A 16038-nucleotide genomic window follows, 5' to 3' on the forward strand; every position below is an offset into this window, starting at 1 on the left:
GGGGCTTAGTTATGAAGGTAATTAAGATAAATGGAGTAAAATCCGATTCATCATATATTCAAAGTGTTTTAGAAGGGTATTCATTTGACAACCCTATTTTTATAATTGACAAGAATAAGGAGCTCTATAAATTTATTGAAGAACTTACTATAGATGAATGTTATCTATACATTCTTAGAGTAGCAAGAGAAATAGAGTTTAATGACATTGATGTTAAGATTAGAAATCTTGAAACTAATATTATTGAAAAGGATAATATTTCATCCTTTAGTGAATTACTTGAAGAGCTAAATGAATATGATCTTGATATTCACCAAGTTATTATTGATACTGAAGACAAAAACTTTTTAAGTGACGTTATTCAAGCTCTTAATTACTTAAATTTAGATATTGAAGTAACAATGAAAAAAGAAAAAGGTGAAAGAGCCAGAGTAAACGCCTTTAAATCTGGATTTTATAAATTGAGAAGATCAATAATTAAAGCCCAGGATTTAATAAATGAAATAGAAGTAATAGATGAACTTTCCTCTGAAAAGGAAAATATTATAAGTATACTTAATAAAATAAAAATTAATCTTGATAGTGCCAAAGAAAGAAATTTAAATATTTCAGTTATGGCGACTAAAAAATCGGGGAAAAGTGTTGTAGTTAATTCTTTTCTTGGGGAACAATATGCTCCTACAAGTCTAGAATTACCTACACCTAATACCTGTATTTATAAAAAGAGTATAAATGATCAAATCCGCTTAGTTTACGGTGATGAGGATCTATATTTTGACTCACCTGAGGAAATTTACAAATATACCTATAATGAATTTAAGAAAGCTCAGAATAATTCAGAAGAGGAAAGTGCAATTGACGACATGGAAATTCACTATGTAAAAGACAGCAATGACTTTGCCACCTTTACCATTATTGATACCCCTGGGCCTAATTATGCAGGAGCTAATAATTCTAGTCAAGGAATAAATATGCATAAGAGAAATGCATATAAGTGGATTGAGAAATCAGATGTGGTAATTTTCTTAGTTAATTACTCAAATTATCTAACTACTGATGAAGAAGAGTTTTTCAGAGATATTAAAACTCAATTTGAAAAACATGATAAGTTTTATTCATTAATTGTAGCAGTAAATAAGCTGGATGAAATGTATATGAGCGAATGTGAAAATAAATCAGTAGTAAGATTTCTAGATTACTTAAGGAGCAAGTTAAATAGCCTGGGCTACAGTGGCTTTATAGTACTTGGAATCTCAGCTAGATCATATTTTGATATTATAAAGGTATCTCAATTAGACAGCAGTGAATTAAAATATTTGGGTGAAACTAAGAGAATGTCACAGCTTTCCGGTGATGAATTAAGACTTAGACTTAAAAAATTAAAGAGAAAATATATAGGTAAAAACCAGATGACAGTTTTAAGCTTTGTTGATGATCAACTTGAGAAGCTTGAATGTTTTCAAGGTTTAAATGATGTAAGTCTTAATACTCTAAGGGAGAGAAGCGGCATACCTAAGTTAATGGATTACACAACCTATGTTGCTATTCAGAAGGCAAATACTGAATTATACTCATCAATTATCTGGAGTATTGATGAATTGTTTGTAAGGCTTAAAAATCTAGACTTAGTTAAGAGTATAATTGATGCAAAAATTGAAAAGCAGGAAGAAATAGAAGAAATTGAAAACATGCTTCAAAAAATGATGGATACCTTTGACTTAATTGATAAGGAAATAAACCAAAATTTAATTTTTACAGAGCTTCAGGATGATTTAATTTCTAAAATATATGAATCAAGACAAGCAAGCATAGAAGACATTAGTGATGTTTACGAAGAAAAGCTGGACAGATTCTTTATGAGGCTTAGAATGAAGGATAAAGATGATTTGAGAGATATGAAAACTAAGGGCTTTAGTATTGATCTTTCAGTTAATAATACTGAAATTGAAGAAGAATTGAATGCTTTAATTGGGAACATACTTAATACAATAAATTCTGACATTGATCTAAAAGAGAATTATTTTAAACAGTGCGACGCAGCTATAAAGGAAATAGTTCATTCCTTCAGTGAAAAAATTAAGAAAGATTATAATTTGAAGGATTTTATTATTACTGTACCTAAGGTTGATCATGCCTTTAATAGAAAATCTCTTGTTAAAATTCCTTCTATAAATATTGATTGTATAAATGTCAAAGAGGATGTATTAAATAGCATAGATTTTAAAGAGAATTTCTTAGAAAAATGCGTGAATCACTTTTTAGAAAATAAGATAGGTACTTATTCTACTGATGGAAAGAAGCTTAATGAAATAAAAAGTAATTGGATAGAGGCTATTAAGAGTTCTGTTCAAGGAGAGTATTCAAATTTATTTACCACCTTAGAAGTTAATACAATAAATTGCATTGAAGATTTAAAAACTCAAATTTATAAAGCTGCTGATAGTCTTACCAGTACGTACAAGATTACATTTAGTGATATGTTAAAAGACTTGTCAATGTCTAAGATGAATGTGGAGGAACAGATGAATTATTTGGATGCCAAACTTCAATTTTTTGATCAAATTGAGGATAAGATTTCTGAATTTAGTGATATCTGGAATGGCATAAGAAGAGAGCAAGTATAATTTATGAATATGCAGCTTTAAAAGTAAAGTAATACATGAATTTAAGCTATAGCAATTTGGTTAATGCTATAGCTTTTCTTCTTTTATAGAGGCAAAGTTTATAATTTAACCTAAGAATTGAGGATTTTCCTGAAAGTCAGATCTAATAGCCTTTTGTAGAATTATTAGTTTCATTTCCTTATTATCCTTATTTAAAGAGCAAGGAAAGGTAGAAGAACATTCTTTGCATTTTAAAGTTTCCGATTCCTTAATCTGTTCTCTGTTATTAAATAGAAATGGGAAGGATTCATTATTAGTTAGCCAGGATTCCTTTCCTAAGCTGTCAAGGTCATAAGTGTATAAATAAGTAGCTTCTCTTATTAGCTCAAAATTACAACTTCCACATTTCGGACATTTTAATGAGATTTCTGTACCTATTTCCATAATAGAACTCCTTTTTTTATAAAAATTAAGTGAAATATAATAGTTATAAGTAAAATTAAATACTAATTTAATTTAGACGATTAATAAAGTATATTTTATAAATATATTCTTTCAATAATTAAATTATTTTAAACTTAAATTAGAAAATAAATAAATATTAGAATTTTGAATTATTTATTTCATTATTTGAATAAATATTTTGCAAGAATCTAGAAAATATTGTAGAATTATAGTAGAAATTTCTAAAATGAGGTGATAACATGTTTGGATTTAAAAAGGACAAGACTATTCAAGTAAAAAATCTAGATGAAAAAGTTTTAATAAATGCAGCAGCTCCCATTACAAGTGAGAGAGGCATTGCTGTATTAAAGCATAATCAAAAATGCATTGTGGATAGAATTAATGAAAAAATTGAGGAAACTGGTTTTGCAGCGGAGAATCTAATATCTTTAACCCATGAAATTGCTGAAAACGTTGAAGTGCAAATGGGATCTATTGAGAAGGTAGTAAGTGAAGTAAGCAATTACTCTGCTCTTGCTGAAGAGGTATTTGCAAGTACGGAAAATTCAAGGCAAATAGCTGAGCAGACAATGGATATTGCAAAAGGTGGAAGTGAAGCGGTAAATAACTCCATAGAGGCTATGAAAGTAATAGAAAAATCTGTAGAAGAAGCAAAAAAAGTAGTTAATGATCTAAACCTTAAATCAGCACATATAAATGATATGCTTGCTATTATTAAAGATATAGCAAATCACACAAATTTGCTCTCATTAAATGCCTCAATTGAGGCTGCAAGAGCTGGTGAGGCAGGAAGAGGTTTTGCGGTAGTTGCTCAAGAGGTTAAAAACTTAGCCGAAAGAAGTGTGGATTCTGCAGGTCAGATTTCTGCTACTATAGATGAAATAAATGACAGCATAAAAGAGACTATTAAGGCAATGGATAATAGTATGAATAAAGTAATTGAAGGTACTGACATTGCAAATAATACAATGAAGGTATTTAATAATATAATTAATGCAGTTGGTACGACAAGCAGTGTTACAGAAGAAATTAATGTTGCAATTTCAAAGCAAACAGAAAGCTTAGAGGGAATAATAACAGCTACTGAGGACATGAATAGAACATCAGAAAAAGTTCTTGGTATGGTAGAAACAGCATCACTTAATACCCAGTATACAAAAACTTCTTTAAACATGTTATCAAATGTATCAAAAGACCTTCAAACAATATCTTCGAAGCTTCTAGAAAAAATAGATAAAACGGAAAAAAATGATACGCTTGTAAAAACTTTCATAACTGATGCACCATTAACAAAGGATCCTCAAATGGCTTTTGATACTAACAGTGCACAAATTCTTTATAATTTAAATGGCGCCATGCTTTTTATAGGCTCAACAGGTGAAATTACTCCTGGAATAGCAAAAAGCTGGAATGTAGAGGAAGATAATTTAACTTGGGTATTTAATCTCAGAAAAGGGGCCAAATTTCATAATGGACGAGAAATTACCTCTGAGGATATTAAGTACTCCTATGAAAGATTATTAAGCCCTGCCTTAAAGTCACCAAACAGTTGGTTCTTAGATCAAATAGAGGGAGCAGCGGAATTTTTACAAGGTAAGACAAGAGAAGTTAAAGGAATAAAAATACTGGACAGGTATAGGTTATCTATTAAGCTTACTAAACCATATACAGGCTTTTTAGTTAATTTAGGACAATCTGTTTGTTCTATTTTAGCTAAAGAAGATGTTGAAAAAGGAAAACTTACTGGCTGTGGACCATATATACTTGACAGCATGGATAATGAAAAATGTGTTTTATCTGCATTCAAGGACTATTATGGGGGAGCTCCTTATGTAGATAAGCTTGTAATAAATTTTGACGGTACTAAAGCTGTTGAAAGCTTTATGAATAATGAGTGTGACTTTATTACCATTGATAATAAAACCCAAGTAGATGCCTTATCAATTAATAAGTCTCTTAAAATAAATTATAAAAGTATAATGGCTACATATTATGCAGGCTTTAATCTGCAGAACAGTTCAGTTTTTGCTAAAGATGCTGAACTTAGAAAAGCATTAAATTTGGCTATAGACAAGAAAAAGATAATAAATAATATACTTGGGGGATTAGGTGAAGAAGCAAAAGGACCTCTTCCTACAAATATGGTTGATAATAACTATTTGTCTGGCTTTGATTATAATCCTAGAGCTGCAAAAGAAATTATTTCTAGAAAACTACAGGGCAGTTCTAAAATTAAATTCTTAATAAGAGATGAAAGCAGCGAAACTACTTTCAGTAAGCTTGCTAGTAGTATTATTGAAGATTTAAAAGCTGTTGGTATTGATTCTATAGTTGAAAAAATATCTCCTGATAAATATCATACAAGAGAAGCTTTAAGCCGATGTGATTTATTCTTAAGCCGCTGGCTTTCAGATACTGGTGACATGGATAACTTCCTTCAGCCTATGTTTAATCCTGCTAATTCAACAGATTTTACTGGGTATAATAACTCTGATGTTACAAGCATTATGGATAAAGCAAAGGAAATTGTAAACCCTCAAAAGAGAATTCAATTGTATAAGGAAACTCAGAGTATAATAGCAAAAGATTGTCCTTGGATATTCCTATTTCATCCTCAAATTGGATGTGTATCAAAAGAAGGAGTAATCGGAGCAAGAGTAAGTCCTTTAGGGATTGTTAGATATGAAGATATTTTAAGGGAAAATTAAATAGAAATATAAAAAAAGCAATAATATTTAGGCTGCGGTTATACATTATTAATTTGTATAACCATAGCCTTTTTTGACGTTATTAAAATAAAAATAAAATTGTTAAAAGTATTGAATATTTTTAATATTTTTAATATTATGATATTAAGATAATTAAAAAATTAACAAAGTTAGGAGCGATTGTTATGGTAAATTCCTGCAAATGTACAGAAAGTGCTCTAGATAACAGAACACTAAAAGTGTTAAATATTATTGATAAACATAAGGAAGTCCAGGGTGGTCTAATACCTGTACTTCATGGAATACAGGAACTTTACGGCTATTTACCAGAGGAGGCTTTAAGGTTGGTATCTGAGGGACTTGAAATACCAATGACCGAAATTTACGGAGTAGCTACCTTTTATCATTATTTTTCATTAGTACCAAAGGGTGAACATGTTATAAGAGTGTGCTTAGGTACAGCCTGTTATGTAAAGGGAAGTCAATTGTTAATTAATAGATTAACACAAGAATTAGGTATTGGTATAGGTGAAACTACAAAGGATAATAAGTTTACGTTGGAAGCTACAAGATGTTTAGGAGCTTGTGGACTTGCCCCAGTAATGACAATCGATAATAAGGTTTATGGAAAAGTAACACTTGATGATATTAGAAGAATCCTAGATGAATATTTAATTAAGGAGCACAGCAATTAATAATTGTTGTGTACCTCAAAGAATTGCAAGGAGGTATAATATGAAAACCATTGAAGAGCTTGAGAAAATTAGAAAAAAAACCTTTGATAATATTAACCCAGGTATTGACAGAAAGAATCCAAGAATTGTAATTGGAATGGCAACCTGCGGTATTGCGGCCGGGGCAGAACCAGTTATGAATGCGATAATAGATGAACTAAAAAGAAATGACATTAATAATGTAATTGTAGCACAGACAGGGTGTATAGGTATCTGCAAATTAGAACCCGTAGTTGAGGTATATATGCCGGGCAAAGAAAAGGTAACCTATGTAAAAATGAATGTTACGAGAGCCAGAAGAATGATATATGAGCATGTAATAGGCGGAAAGATTATTGATGAATATACCATGCATCTTATAGAAGGAAAAGTTTTAAATGACTATACTGTACTGGATACCTAAGAATTGGAGTATAAATTTCAAAATGAAGGAAGTAAAAGTCCTAAATGGACTTTTACGAGTAATTTGCGAGCGGGAGCGAGTAATCTTAAATTACTCAGTGTTCCGACTAAAAGGAGGAAGTTAAATGGATCTATTTAGGGCTCAAATACTTGTTTGCAGCGGATCCGGCTGTGCTTTAGAAGGTTCAATGGATATTGTAAATCAAATAAAGATTGAACTTAAAAAAAATAGAATAGAAAATGAAGTGGAAGTAATAAGAACTGGCTGTCTAGGACTTTGTGAGTTAGGACCAATAATTATAGTGTATCCAGATGGAACCTTTTATAGTAAGGTAACCTCATCAGATATAAAGGAACTAGTAGAAGAACATTTAGTAAAGGGAAAAGTAGTTAAAAGACTTGCGCATTTTGAGTCCTTAGAGAATTATGCAGTGAGCTCTTTAAATAAGGCTCCATTTTACAAAAAACAAAATAGAATTGCACTTAAAAACTGCGGCTTAATAGATCCTGAAAATATAGATGAATATCTAGCCATCGAAGGTTATAAGGCTATGGAAAAGGTATTAACTAAGCTTACCCCAAGTGAGGTTATAGATTCATTAAAAAGATCTGGTTTAAGGGGCAGAGGCGGCGGCGGCTTTTTAACAGGTTTAAAGTGGGAATTTGCTTCAAAACAAGATAGTTGTGATAAATATATAATTTGCAACGCTGATGAAGGGGATCCTGGGGCCTTTATGGATCGTTCCATATTAGAAGGAGATCCACATTCAGTTATAGAAGCGATGATTATTGGAGGCTATGCTATAGGCTCTAATAATGGCTTTATTTATGTTAGAGCTGAATATCCACTTGCTGTTGTTAGACTAAATATAGCTATAAATCAGGCCAGGGATTATGGCCTATTAGGTGAAAATATATTAGGCTCTGGGTTTAATTTTAACATAGAAATAAGGCTGGGGGCTGGTGCTTTTGTCTGTGGAGAGGAAACAGCATTATTGAACTCAATAGAAGGGAAAAGAGGAATGCCAAATCCAAAACCACCATTTCCAGCTGTAAGTGGTCTTTGGAGAAAACCTACAGTCATCAATAATGTTGAAACCTTAGCAAATATACCTCAAATACTGCTTAAAGGTCATGAATGGTTTTCAAGTATTGGAACATTAAATAGCAAAGGAACCAAGGTTTTTGCTCTTGGTGGTAAGATAACTAATGCAGGTTTAATTGAGGTTCCAATGGGTATTACATTAAGGGAGGTAATATATGATATTGGTGGAGGGATACCTAATGGAAAGCATTTTAAGGCTGTTCAAACAGGAGGACCTTCAGGAGGCTGCATCACAACTGAGAATCTTGATACACCAATTGATTATGACAGCTTAACAGCCCTAGGCTCAATGATGGGCTCTGGAGGTATGATAGTATTAGATGAAGATAACTGTATGGTAGATGTAGCGCGATTTTATTTAGATTTTATTAAAGATGAATCCTGTGGAAAGTGTACTCCATGTAGAATAGGCACTAAAAGGATGCTTGAAATTTTAGAGAAAATAACTTCTGGTAATGGAACACTTGAGGATTTAGATAAACTAGAAGCCTTAGCAAAGCAAATTAAGTCGGTTTCCTTATGCGGCCTTGGTCAAACTGCATCAAATCCTGTACTTTCTACATTAAAATATTTTAAAGATGAATATATTGCCCATATTGTAGATAAAAAATGCCCAGCAGGAGTTTGCTCTGCACTCATAGAATACAGCATAAATTCTGAAAAATGCAGAGGCTGCAGCCTTTGTGCAAGACAATGCCCTGTAAATGCAATAAGTGGTGAAATAAGACATACTTACAATATAGATCAAATGAAATGTATTAAGTGCGGCGCTTGTATAAATAAATGCCCATTTAAAGCTATAGAAAAGATATAGAAAAGGTGGTGATAAAATGGAAATGGTTAAGTTTAAGATAGATGACAATTATGTAGAAGTTCCAAAGGGAACTACTGTACTAGAAGCTGCTAGAGAAATAGGAATTAATATACCGAGCCTTTGCTACCTAAAAGATGTTAATAACTGCTCCTCCTGCAGAATTTGCGTGGTAGAGCTTAACAACAAACTTATAGCCTCCTGCAGCTTAAAGGCTGAAGATAATATGGAAATAAAAACTACCACCTTAAAGGTGAGGGAAGCACGAAGGCTAGTAGTAGAACTTTTACTTTCAAATCATAAAAGAGAATGTACTACCTGCATAAGGAGTGAAAATTGTGAGCTTCAAAGGGCAGCAAAGGAACTAAATGTGAAGGATATTAATTATATTGGAGAGAGAATACAAAAACCTATAGATCTGTCTTCACACTCAATTATAAGAGATACAGAAAAGTGTATACTTTGCGGAAGATGTATAAGTACCTGTGCCAATGTGCAAACAGTAAATGCCATAGGTTTTTCTCATAGAGGCTTTTATACTGAAGTAGCCTCTGCATATGATAAACCATTAGGTGAGACGGTTTGTATTAATTGCGGACAGTGTATTGTAGCTTGTCCAGTCGGGGCCCTCAGTGAAAAAAGTGATATAGACAAGGTTTGGAAGGCTTTAAGTGATAATGAAAAATGTGTAATTGTACAAACTGCTCCAGCTGTAAGAGTGGCTATAGGAGAAGAATTTGGCTTAGATTATGGAACAAGAGTTACTGGGAAGATGGTTGCAGCTCTTAGAAAATTAGGGTTTTATAAGGTTTTTGATACAGATTTTGCTGCAGACCTAACAATCATGGAAGAGGGGACAGAATTAATAAAGAGACTGGAGAATGGAGAAAATCTTCCCTTAATGACCTCCTGCTGCCCAGGCTGGGTGAAGTTTGTAGAACAATTTTATCCTGAAATGCTTAAAAATTTATCAACTTGCAAATCTCCTCATGAAATGGAAGGAGCCTTAATTAAAAGCTATTATGCAGCCAAAATTGGAGTTAATCCCAAAAATGTAGTAGTTGTATCTGTAATGCCCTGCACAGCCAAAAAATTTGAAGGTCAGAGAGAAGAATTATCAAAAGACAATATGCAGGATGTGGATTATATTCTAACTACAAGAGAACTTGCACAGATGATTAAAGAAGCTGGAATAGATTTTTTCAAATTGAAAGATGAAAAATTTGATAGTCCACTTGGAGAATCAACTGGAGCAGCAGTGATATTTGGAGCTACTGGTGGTGTTGCAGAAGCAGCCCTTAGAACAGTCTTTGAAATTACTAGCGGTAAGCCTTTAGATAAGATAGAATTTAATGCTTTAAGAGGCAATGAAGGTATCAAAATTGCAAAAACTGAGCTAGGTAATGGTACTGCTGTAACAACGGCTGTGGCACATGGTCTTAAAAATGCAAGGGAACTATTAAAAAGGGTAAAAAACAAGGAAATTAAAGTTGATTTTATAGAAGTTATGGCATGTCCTGGAGGTTGTATCACTGGTGGAGGTCAGCCAATACTTAGTTCTAGAACCCAGGAACAAATAGATATTAAAGCACTAAGATCAAAGGCAATATATGAGGAAGATCGAGAACTGCCAATTAGAAAATCCCATGAAAATCCATTTATTAAAATACTCTATGAAGAATTTTTAGAAAAACCAAATAGTTATCTAAGCCATGAACTATTGCATACAACCTATATAGAGAGGGAAAAATTCTAATATAAAAAAGCTATCTCACTTTAAGAGATAGCTTTTTTTGAATTCAAGATTATTAAACAAGCCAATAATGTCTATAATTGTAGTTAGAAATGCTTTATAATATTAGATAAACGATACAACAATAAATTACATATGTTTGTCTATAATAATAGCTAATGCATAGAACTGGAGTGAAATTAATGATAGATAAGGCAATAGAGGCATTACAAAAGTATTATGGATATAAGGACTTTAGAGAGTCTCAAAAACCAGTTATAGAAAGTATATTAAAGAGGAAAGACACTTTAGCAATTATGCCAACAGGTGGCGGTAAATCAATATGTTATCAGGTACCTGCTGTACTTTTTGAAGGTATTACAATAGTAATTTCACCTCTCATTTCCCTTATGAAAGACCAAGTGGATAATATTGTAGATTTAGGAATAAATGCTGCTTATATAAACAGTACCCTTTCTAATAATAAAATAAGTATAATCTTAGAAAAGCTTAGTAATAAGGAAATAAAAATTTTGTATTTAGCTCCAGAAAGATTAGAGTCAGTTGATTTTTGTGAGCTTATAAAAAATTTGAATATATCCCAAATAGCCATAGATGAAGCTCATTGTGTCTCCCAGTGGGGTCACGATTTTAGAACGAGCTATAGATATATTCCTAAGTTTATAAGTATTTTTAAAACTAGACCACTTATTACTGCATTTACAGCTACTGCAACAAAGGAAGTTAGAGAGGATATAGTTAAGCTTCTGAAATTAGATAGCCCAAATGTTTTTGTTGCAGGCTTTGATAGGGAAAATTTAAATATAAATGTTATAAAAATTTCAAATAGGTTCAGCTATTTATTAAAATATATAAAGGAAAACTTAGATAGCTCAGGAATAATATATGTTTCCACTAGAAAAGAAGCAGATAACATATATGAGAAGTTAATTGAAAATAATATAAATGCAGGTAAATACCATGCAGGATTATCCGATGAGGATAGAAAAAACAATCAGGAAAACTTTGTTTATGATAGAACTAATGTAATGGTAGCTACTAATGCTTTTGGTATGGGAATTGATAAATCAAATGTTAGATATGTTATTCACTATAACCTTCCTAGAAATATAGAATCTTATTATCAGGAAATAGGAAGAGCAGGCAGAGATGGTGAAAAAAGCGATTGTATTTTAATGTTTGCACCCCAAGATGTTATGACTCAAAAGTATTTAATCGAAACAAGTATCCAATCACCTGAAAGAAGAACAAATGAGTATAAAAAGCTTCAAAGTATGGTGGATTTTGTACATCATAATGGTTGCCTTAGAAAATATATTTTAAATTATTTTGGAGAAGAGGTTGAATACACTGAATGCAGCAGCTGCAGCAACTGTTTAAGCGATGGAGAAATGGTTGATAAAACCATTGATGCCCAAAAGGTACTATCTTGTATATATAGGATGAAAAGAGATTTTGGTGTTAATGTAATTGTGGATGTACTTAGGGGATCCTCACAAAAGAAAGTCCTTCAATATAAATTTAATGAATTGTCTACCTATGGTATAATGAAGGATTGCTCAAAGGAATATGTAGCTGGCTTCATTAACACCCTTATTTCACATGGATATATATCCCTAAAGGAAGGTGAATTTCCTACGGTAATATTAAATACTATATCCATGAAAATACTTAAGGGCCAGGAAAAGGTAATATTAAAAGAATTGACAAAAGTTAAAAAGGTATCTTCAGATAACAGTCTATTTGAAAAATTAAGGGCAGTGCGTAGAGAAATCGCTGTTAAGGAAGGAGTACCTCCTTATTATATATTTTCAGATGCTACCTTAAGTGAAATGAGTAGACGCTTTCCTGAAGCTGAAGAACAAATGAGAGATATTTCCGGGGTTGGTGAAGTAAAGTATGAAAGATATGGAGAAATATTCATAAATCATATAAAAGATTATATAGTTGAAAACAATATAGCAGTAACATGGACCTTTGAAAGAGATATTAAGGCAGGTAAATCCAAGGAAAAACTTCCACTGAAAGAAAACATTGAAGGATTAAAAACAAAAACCCATGATGTAACGTTAAATATGCTTAAGGAAGGGAAAAGCATAAGGAATATAGCAAAAGAAAGAGGGCTAACTTTAGTTACAATTTTGTCTCACCTTGAGAAATGCGCTGGAGAAGAAAAACTTAAAGGTATTTCAATCGATTTTGAAGAAATGTTTACTGAAGAAGAAGAGATGCTAATACTTAAAGCAGCTAATGAGGTTGGTTTTGAGAAACTTACCCCTATTAAGAAGCTGCTGCCTGAGGATATAAGCTTTGATAAAATAAGAGCAGTTATTATAAAGAATTTTGATTTAAAAAGAGAAGCTAATTAAGTAAATGACTAAGGGAGAGGAATAGATGAAAAGAGGGGTAATTGAGCGAAATTTTAGAAAGCTGAAAAATCAAATAAGTCAAATTGATGAAATAGTAAGGCATACGAAAACAAATTCCCTATGGGAGCATGAGGCATCTGTAAGAAAAAAGCTAAAAGAACTTAGAGAATATGAGAACGAGAATCTAAAGGACTATAAAGATGTATATGAAGGCTACTTAAAAATATTAGAATTTATTTCAAAAAAGCTAATTGAAGATTTTAACAAAAGGAATAAAACTGATTTTCACTTTGATGAAATTGTTTATGAGCATTATGACAGCTACTTAAAATCAGGTATAATGAGTGCTTTAATAACTGAGCATATACCTGATAGAGCTTCAAGGGAATTTGACAAGGTATTTCCTGAAAACCCTAAGAATGAGTATTCTGAAGCTAGAAAAATGAACAGAAAATTCTACCTTCATCTAGGTGAAACAAATACAGGTAAAACTTATAATGCAATTCAAAGACTAAAACAGGCAGATAAAGGGATATATTTATCACCCTTAAGAATATTGGCCCTTGAAAATTATGAAAGGCTTAATAATGAAGGTATAAAGTGTAATCTAATTACCGGAGAAGAAGAAATAATAGTTGAAGAAGCTAGACATATCGCATGTACTATTGAAAAACTAAATGTGGAAGAAGAATATGACATAGGAATAATAGATGAAATTCAGATGATTGATGATGATCAAAGAGGGCAAGCATGGACAAAGGCGCTTTTAGGACTTAAGTGCAAAGAAGTACATGTATGCGGAGCCATAAATACTAAAAAACTTTTGATTAACATCTTAGAGGACTGCGGCGATGACATAGAGATACTTGAATATAAAAGAGAAATACCCCTTGAGGTTTTAAATAAGTCTTTTTCCTATAAAGACATTGAAATAGGGGATGCACTTGTTGTTTTTTCAAAGAAAAGAGTGTTGGAATTAGCTTATTATTTCTCAGATATAGGAATAAAGGCGAGTTTAATCTATGGAGATTTACCCCCTGAGGTTAGAAAAAAACAATATGAGCAGTTTTTAAATAAGGAAGCTGCTATATTAATAACTACAGATGCTATTGGTATGGGTGTAAATTTACCTATAAAACGAATAATCTTCATGGATATTAAAAAATATGACGGCTATGAGGTAAGATATTTAAAATCCCAAGAAGTTAAACAAATAGCGGGGAGAGCAGGGAGAAAGGGAATTTATGAAACTGGCTATGTTGCGTCACAGGGTGGTAATTCAGAATTTTTAAAGGAAAGCCTTGAAGTAGAGGACTATCCCATTAGTAGAGCTGTTCTAGGTCCCAGTGAAGAAATTTTAAAAGTAAGAAATTTACCACTTAAAGAAAAGCTGGCTCTTTGGGTTACGAGAAAAGAAAAAGTTGGGCTTTATAGAAAAATGGACATCAACGAATATTTAATAATTTTAGATAACGTTAAAAAATATAAACTTGATGAAAGAACTCAATGGACCTTACTTAAAATCCCATTTGATGTATCAAATAATGATATGATGAACTATTTCTTAAGTTATGTAGATGAAATTTTTATAGCAAATAGAAAAATTATATCTAAACCTGAACTTTTAAAAATGGAACTCTACGATTTGGAATTACAATATCAAAGGGTTAATTTATATTATTCCTTTTCACGTGCCTTTAAGCTGGAATTTGATGAGCAGTGGGTATTAGAAGCAAGAAAAGAAGTAAGTGCTTCTATTAATAATATTTTATTAAAAATATAATAGAAAGATAATGGCATCCATATTAGTTACTACTTTTTCAAAATAAATAATAACTAATATGGATGCCATTAAAATTTATCTTTCCATTAGCTTACAAAGACAAAAGCTTAAAATAATGCTATAATAATTTGGAAAAAGAGAGGTGTTCATATGAGCGGAATAGCTGGAGAGGGATGTGAAATTTTAGTTCCTTTTAATGAAAGAAAACCAATTGAGGTTATAGAAAGAAGTATTACTACTACATATAGAAAACATATTTGGGCTAAGTTTATAAAGGCCATTCAAGAATATAATTTGGTAGAAGAGGGAGACAAAATAGCTGTTGCAATTTCAGGAGGAAAGGATAGCCTTTTAATGGCAAAGCTTTTTCAAGAGCTTTATAAGCATAGCAAGGTTAAATTTGAGCTGGAATTTATTGTAGCAGACCCTGGATATCATGAAAATATTAAAGAGCTTTTAATCGAAAACTGTAAGCATCTAAATATTCCTATAAAGATTTTTAATTCAGGAATTTTTGAAATTGTTGATAAAATTGCTAAGGATTATCCCTGCTATATGTGTGCTAAAATGAGAAGAGGGGCATTGTATACAAAGGCCCAGGAATTAGGCTGCAATAAGGTTGCATTAGGACATCACTACAACGACGTAATAGAAACTACACTATTAAATGTACTTTATACTGGTAATTTTAGTACCATGCTTCCAAAGTTAAAATCCGATAATTTTGAAAATATGGAGCTTATAAGACCAATGTATTTTATTGAAGAAATGTATATTGAACGATTCACTCAAAATAGCGGTATTTGGCCACTTAATTGTGCTTGTATGGTTGCAGCTAAGAAAATAGGGAATAAACGCTATGAAATCAAAGCTCTAATAAAACAGTTAAAGGAAAACTTTAATGATGTGGAAAAATCGGTCTTCAGAGCTGCAGAAAATGTGAATATGAATGCTATACTCGGCTATAAAAAAGATGGACAAAAGCATAGTTACTTAGAGTTTTACGATGAGGAGTAGATATTTTGATTAAGATTTGGGGCAAGGTTATAAAAAATAATAAGATCATTAAGGATGCTGTAGCAACTTCAAATATAGAAGGAAATTATCAAGAAAAATTAAAGCAGTGTATCATTGAATTATGTGAAAAATTCGATATACAAAAACCATACTGGCTGCCCACTAATTTGGAGGAATACAATAAAAGGAATAAAACCACATTTACTTATCATAATTTCATGGAAGAAATTGACTTTGATAAGTTCATAATACAGGAGTTAGATATAAAAAACAAATGAGATTGTATGA

11 protein-coding genes are annotated in these 16038 nt (G+C 31.8%); 10 read left to right on the top strand and 1 reads right to left on the bottom strand.

Annotated features, from left to right (window positions below; genetic code table 11):
- Positions 1-11: 11 nt before the first annotated feature.
- Entirely contained in the window at positions 12-2624 is a 2613-nt protein-coding gene (locus ACJDUH_RS06245; protein WP_406764294.1) for a dynamin family protein, read from the top strand.
- A 105-nt stretch (positions 2625-2729) separates the two neighbouring features.
- Here the strand turns inward: ACJDUH_RS06245 and ACJDUH_RS06250 are convergent, their stop codons facing one another.
- Positions 2730-3047, bottom strand: a complete 318-nt coding sequence (locus ACJDUH_RS06250) for a hypothetical protein (protein WP_406764295.1) — start codon at positions 3045-3047, stop codon at positions 2730-2732.
- Between the two features lie 260 nt (positions 3048-3307).
- Between ACJDUH_RS06250 and ACJDUH_RS06255 the strand changes: the two genes are divergently transcribed.
- The 9 genes from ACJDUH_RS06255 to ACJDUH_RS06295 all read left to right on the top strand — a co-directional run bounded on the left by ACJDUH_RS06255 (position 3308) and on the right by ACJDUH_RS06295 (position 16028).
- Positions 3308-5776, top strand: coding sequence for an ABC transporter substrate-binding protein (locus ACJDUH_RS06255; RefSeq protein WP_406764296.1), 2469 nt, complete (start codon positions 3308-3310; stop codon positions 5774-5776).
- A 185-nt stretch (positions 5777-5961) separates the two neighbouring features.
- Complete coding sequence (gene nuoE, locus ACJDUH_RS06260) at positions 5962-6471, top strand: NADH-quinone oxidoreductase subunit NuoE (RefSeq protein WP_406764297.1); 510 nt, start codon at positions 5962-5964, stop codon at positions 6469-6471.
- Positions 6472-6511: 40 nt separating this feature from the next.
- Positions 6512-6913: a (2Fe-2S) ferredoxin domain-containing protein gene (locus tag ACJDUH_RS06265; protein WP_406764298.1), complete on the top strand. Its 402-nt coding sequence runs from the start codon at positions 6512-6514 to the stop codon at positions 6911-6913.
- 124 nt (positions 6914-7037) lie between these two features.
- Positions 7038-8831 (top strand): NADH-quinone oxidoreductase subunit NuoF, encoded by a 1794-nt coding sequence (nuoF, locus tag ACJDUH_RS06270; protein WP_406764299.1) that lies wholly within the window; start codon positions 7038-7040, stop codon positions 8829-8831.
- 16 nt (positions 8832-8847) lie between these two features.
- The gene (locus ACJDUH_RS06275) at positions 8848-10584 is read left to right on the top strand and encodes an NADH-dependent [FeFe] hydrogenase, group A6 (protein ID WP_406764300.1); all 1737 of its coding nucleotides are present in this window, start codon (positions 8848-8850) and stop codon (positions 10582-10584) included.
- Between the two features lie 179 nt (positions 10585-10763).
- Entirely contained in the window at positions 10764-12950 is a 2187-nt protein-coding gene (recQ, locus tag ACJDUH_RS06280) for a DNA helicase RecQ (protein ID WP_406764301.1), read from the top strand.
- 25 nt (positions 12951-12975) lie between these two features.
- Positions 12976-14733, top strand: a complete 1758-nt coding sequence (locus tag ACJDUH_RS06285; RefSeq protein ID WP_406764302.1) for a helicase-related protein — start codon at positions 12976-12978, stop codon at positions 14731-14733.
- Between the two features lie 150 nt (positions 14734-14883).
- Positions 14884-15750 (top strand): tRNA 2-thiocytidine biosynthesis TtcA family protein, encoded by an 867-nt coding sequence (locus tag ACJDUH_RS06290; RefSeq protein ID WP_406764303.1) that lies wholly within the window; start codon positions 14884-14886, stop codon positions 15748-15750.
- A gap of 5 nt (positions 15751-15755) precedes the next feature.
- Positions 15756-16028: a hypothetical protein gene (locus ACJDUH_RS06295; protein WP_406764304.1), complete on the top strand. Its 273-nt coding sequence runs from the start codon at positions 15756-15758 to the stop codon at positions 16026-16028.
- Positions 16029-16038: the final 10 nt, after the last annotated feature.

Source organism: Candidatus Clostridium radicumherbarum (genome assembly GCF_045310525.1).
Classification (GTDB): Bacteria; Bacillota; Clostridia; order Clostridiales; family Clostridiaceae; genus Clostridium_AT; species Clostridium_AT radicumherbarum.

Excerpts from the sequence above, each read along its gene's own strand:
- ACJDUH_RS06265 (WP_406764298.1), top strand. The coding sequence starts at position 6,512 with ATGAAAACCATTGAAGAGCTTGAGAAAATTAGAAAAAAAACCTTTGAT.
- ACJDUH_RS06285 (WP_406764302.1), top strand. The coding sequence starts at position 12,976 with ATGAAAAGAGGGGTAATTGAGCGAAATTTTAGAAAGCTGAAAAATCAA.
- recQ (WP_406764301.1), top strand. The coding sequence starts at position 10,764 with ATGATAGATAAGGCAATAGAGGCATTACAAAAGTATTATGGATATAAG.
- ACJDUH_RS06290 (WP_406764303.1), top strand. The coding sequence starts at position 14,884 with ATGAGCGGAATAGCTGGAGAGGGATGTGAAATTTTAGTTCCTTTTAAT.
- ACJDUH_RS06245 (WP_406764294.1), top strand. The coding sequence starts at position 12 with ATGAAGGTAATTAAGATAAATGGAGTAAAATCCGATTCATCATATATT.
- ACJDUH_RS06255 (WP_406764296.1), top strand. The coding sequence starts at position 3,308 with ATGTTTGGATTTAAAAAGGACAAGACTATTCAAGTAAAAAATCTAGAT.
- ACJDUH_RS06250 (WP_406764295.1), bottom strand. The coding sequence starts at position 3,047 with ATGGAAATAGGTACAGAAATCTCATTAAAATGTCCGAAATGTGGAAGT.
- nuoE (WP_406764297.1), top strand. The coding sequence starts at position 5,962 with ATGGTAAATTCCTGCAAATGTACAGAAAGTGCTCTAGATAACAGAACA.
- ACJDUH_RS06275 (WP_406764300.1), top strand. The coding sequence starts at position 8,848 with ATGGAAATGGTTAAGTTTAAGATAGATGACAATTATGTAGAAGTTCCA.
- nuoF (WP_406764299.1), top strand. The coding sequence starts at position 7,038 with ATGGATCTATTTAGGGCTCAAATACTTGTTTGCAGCGGATCCGGCTGT.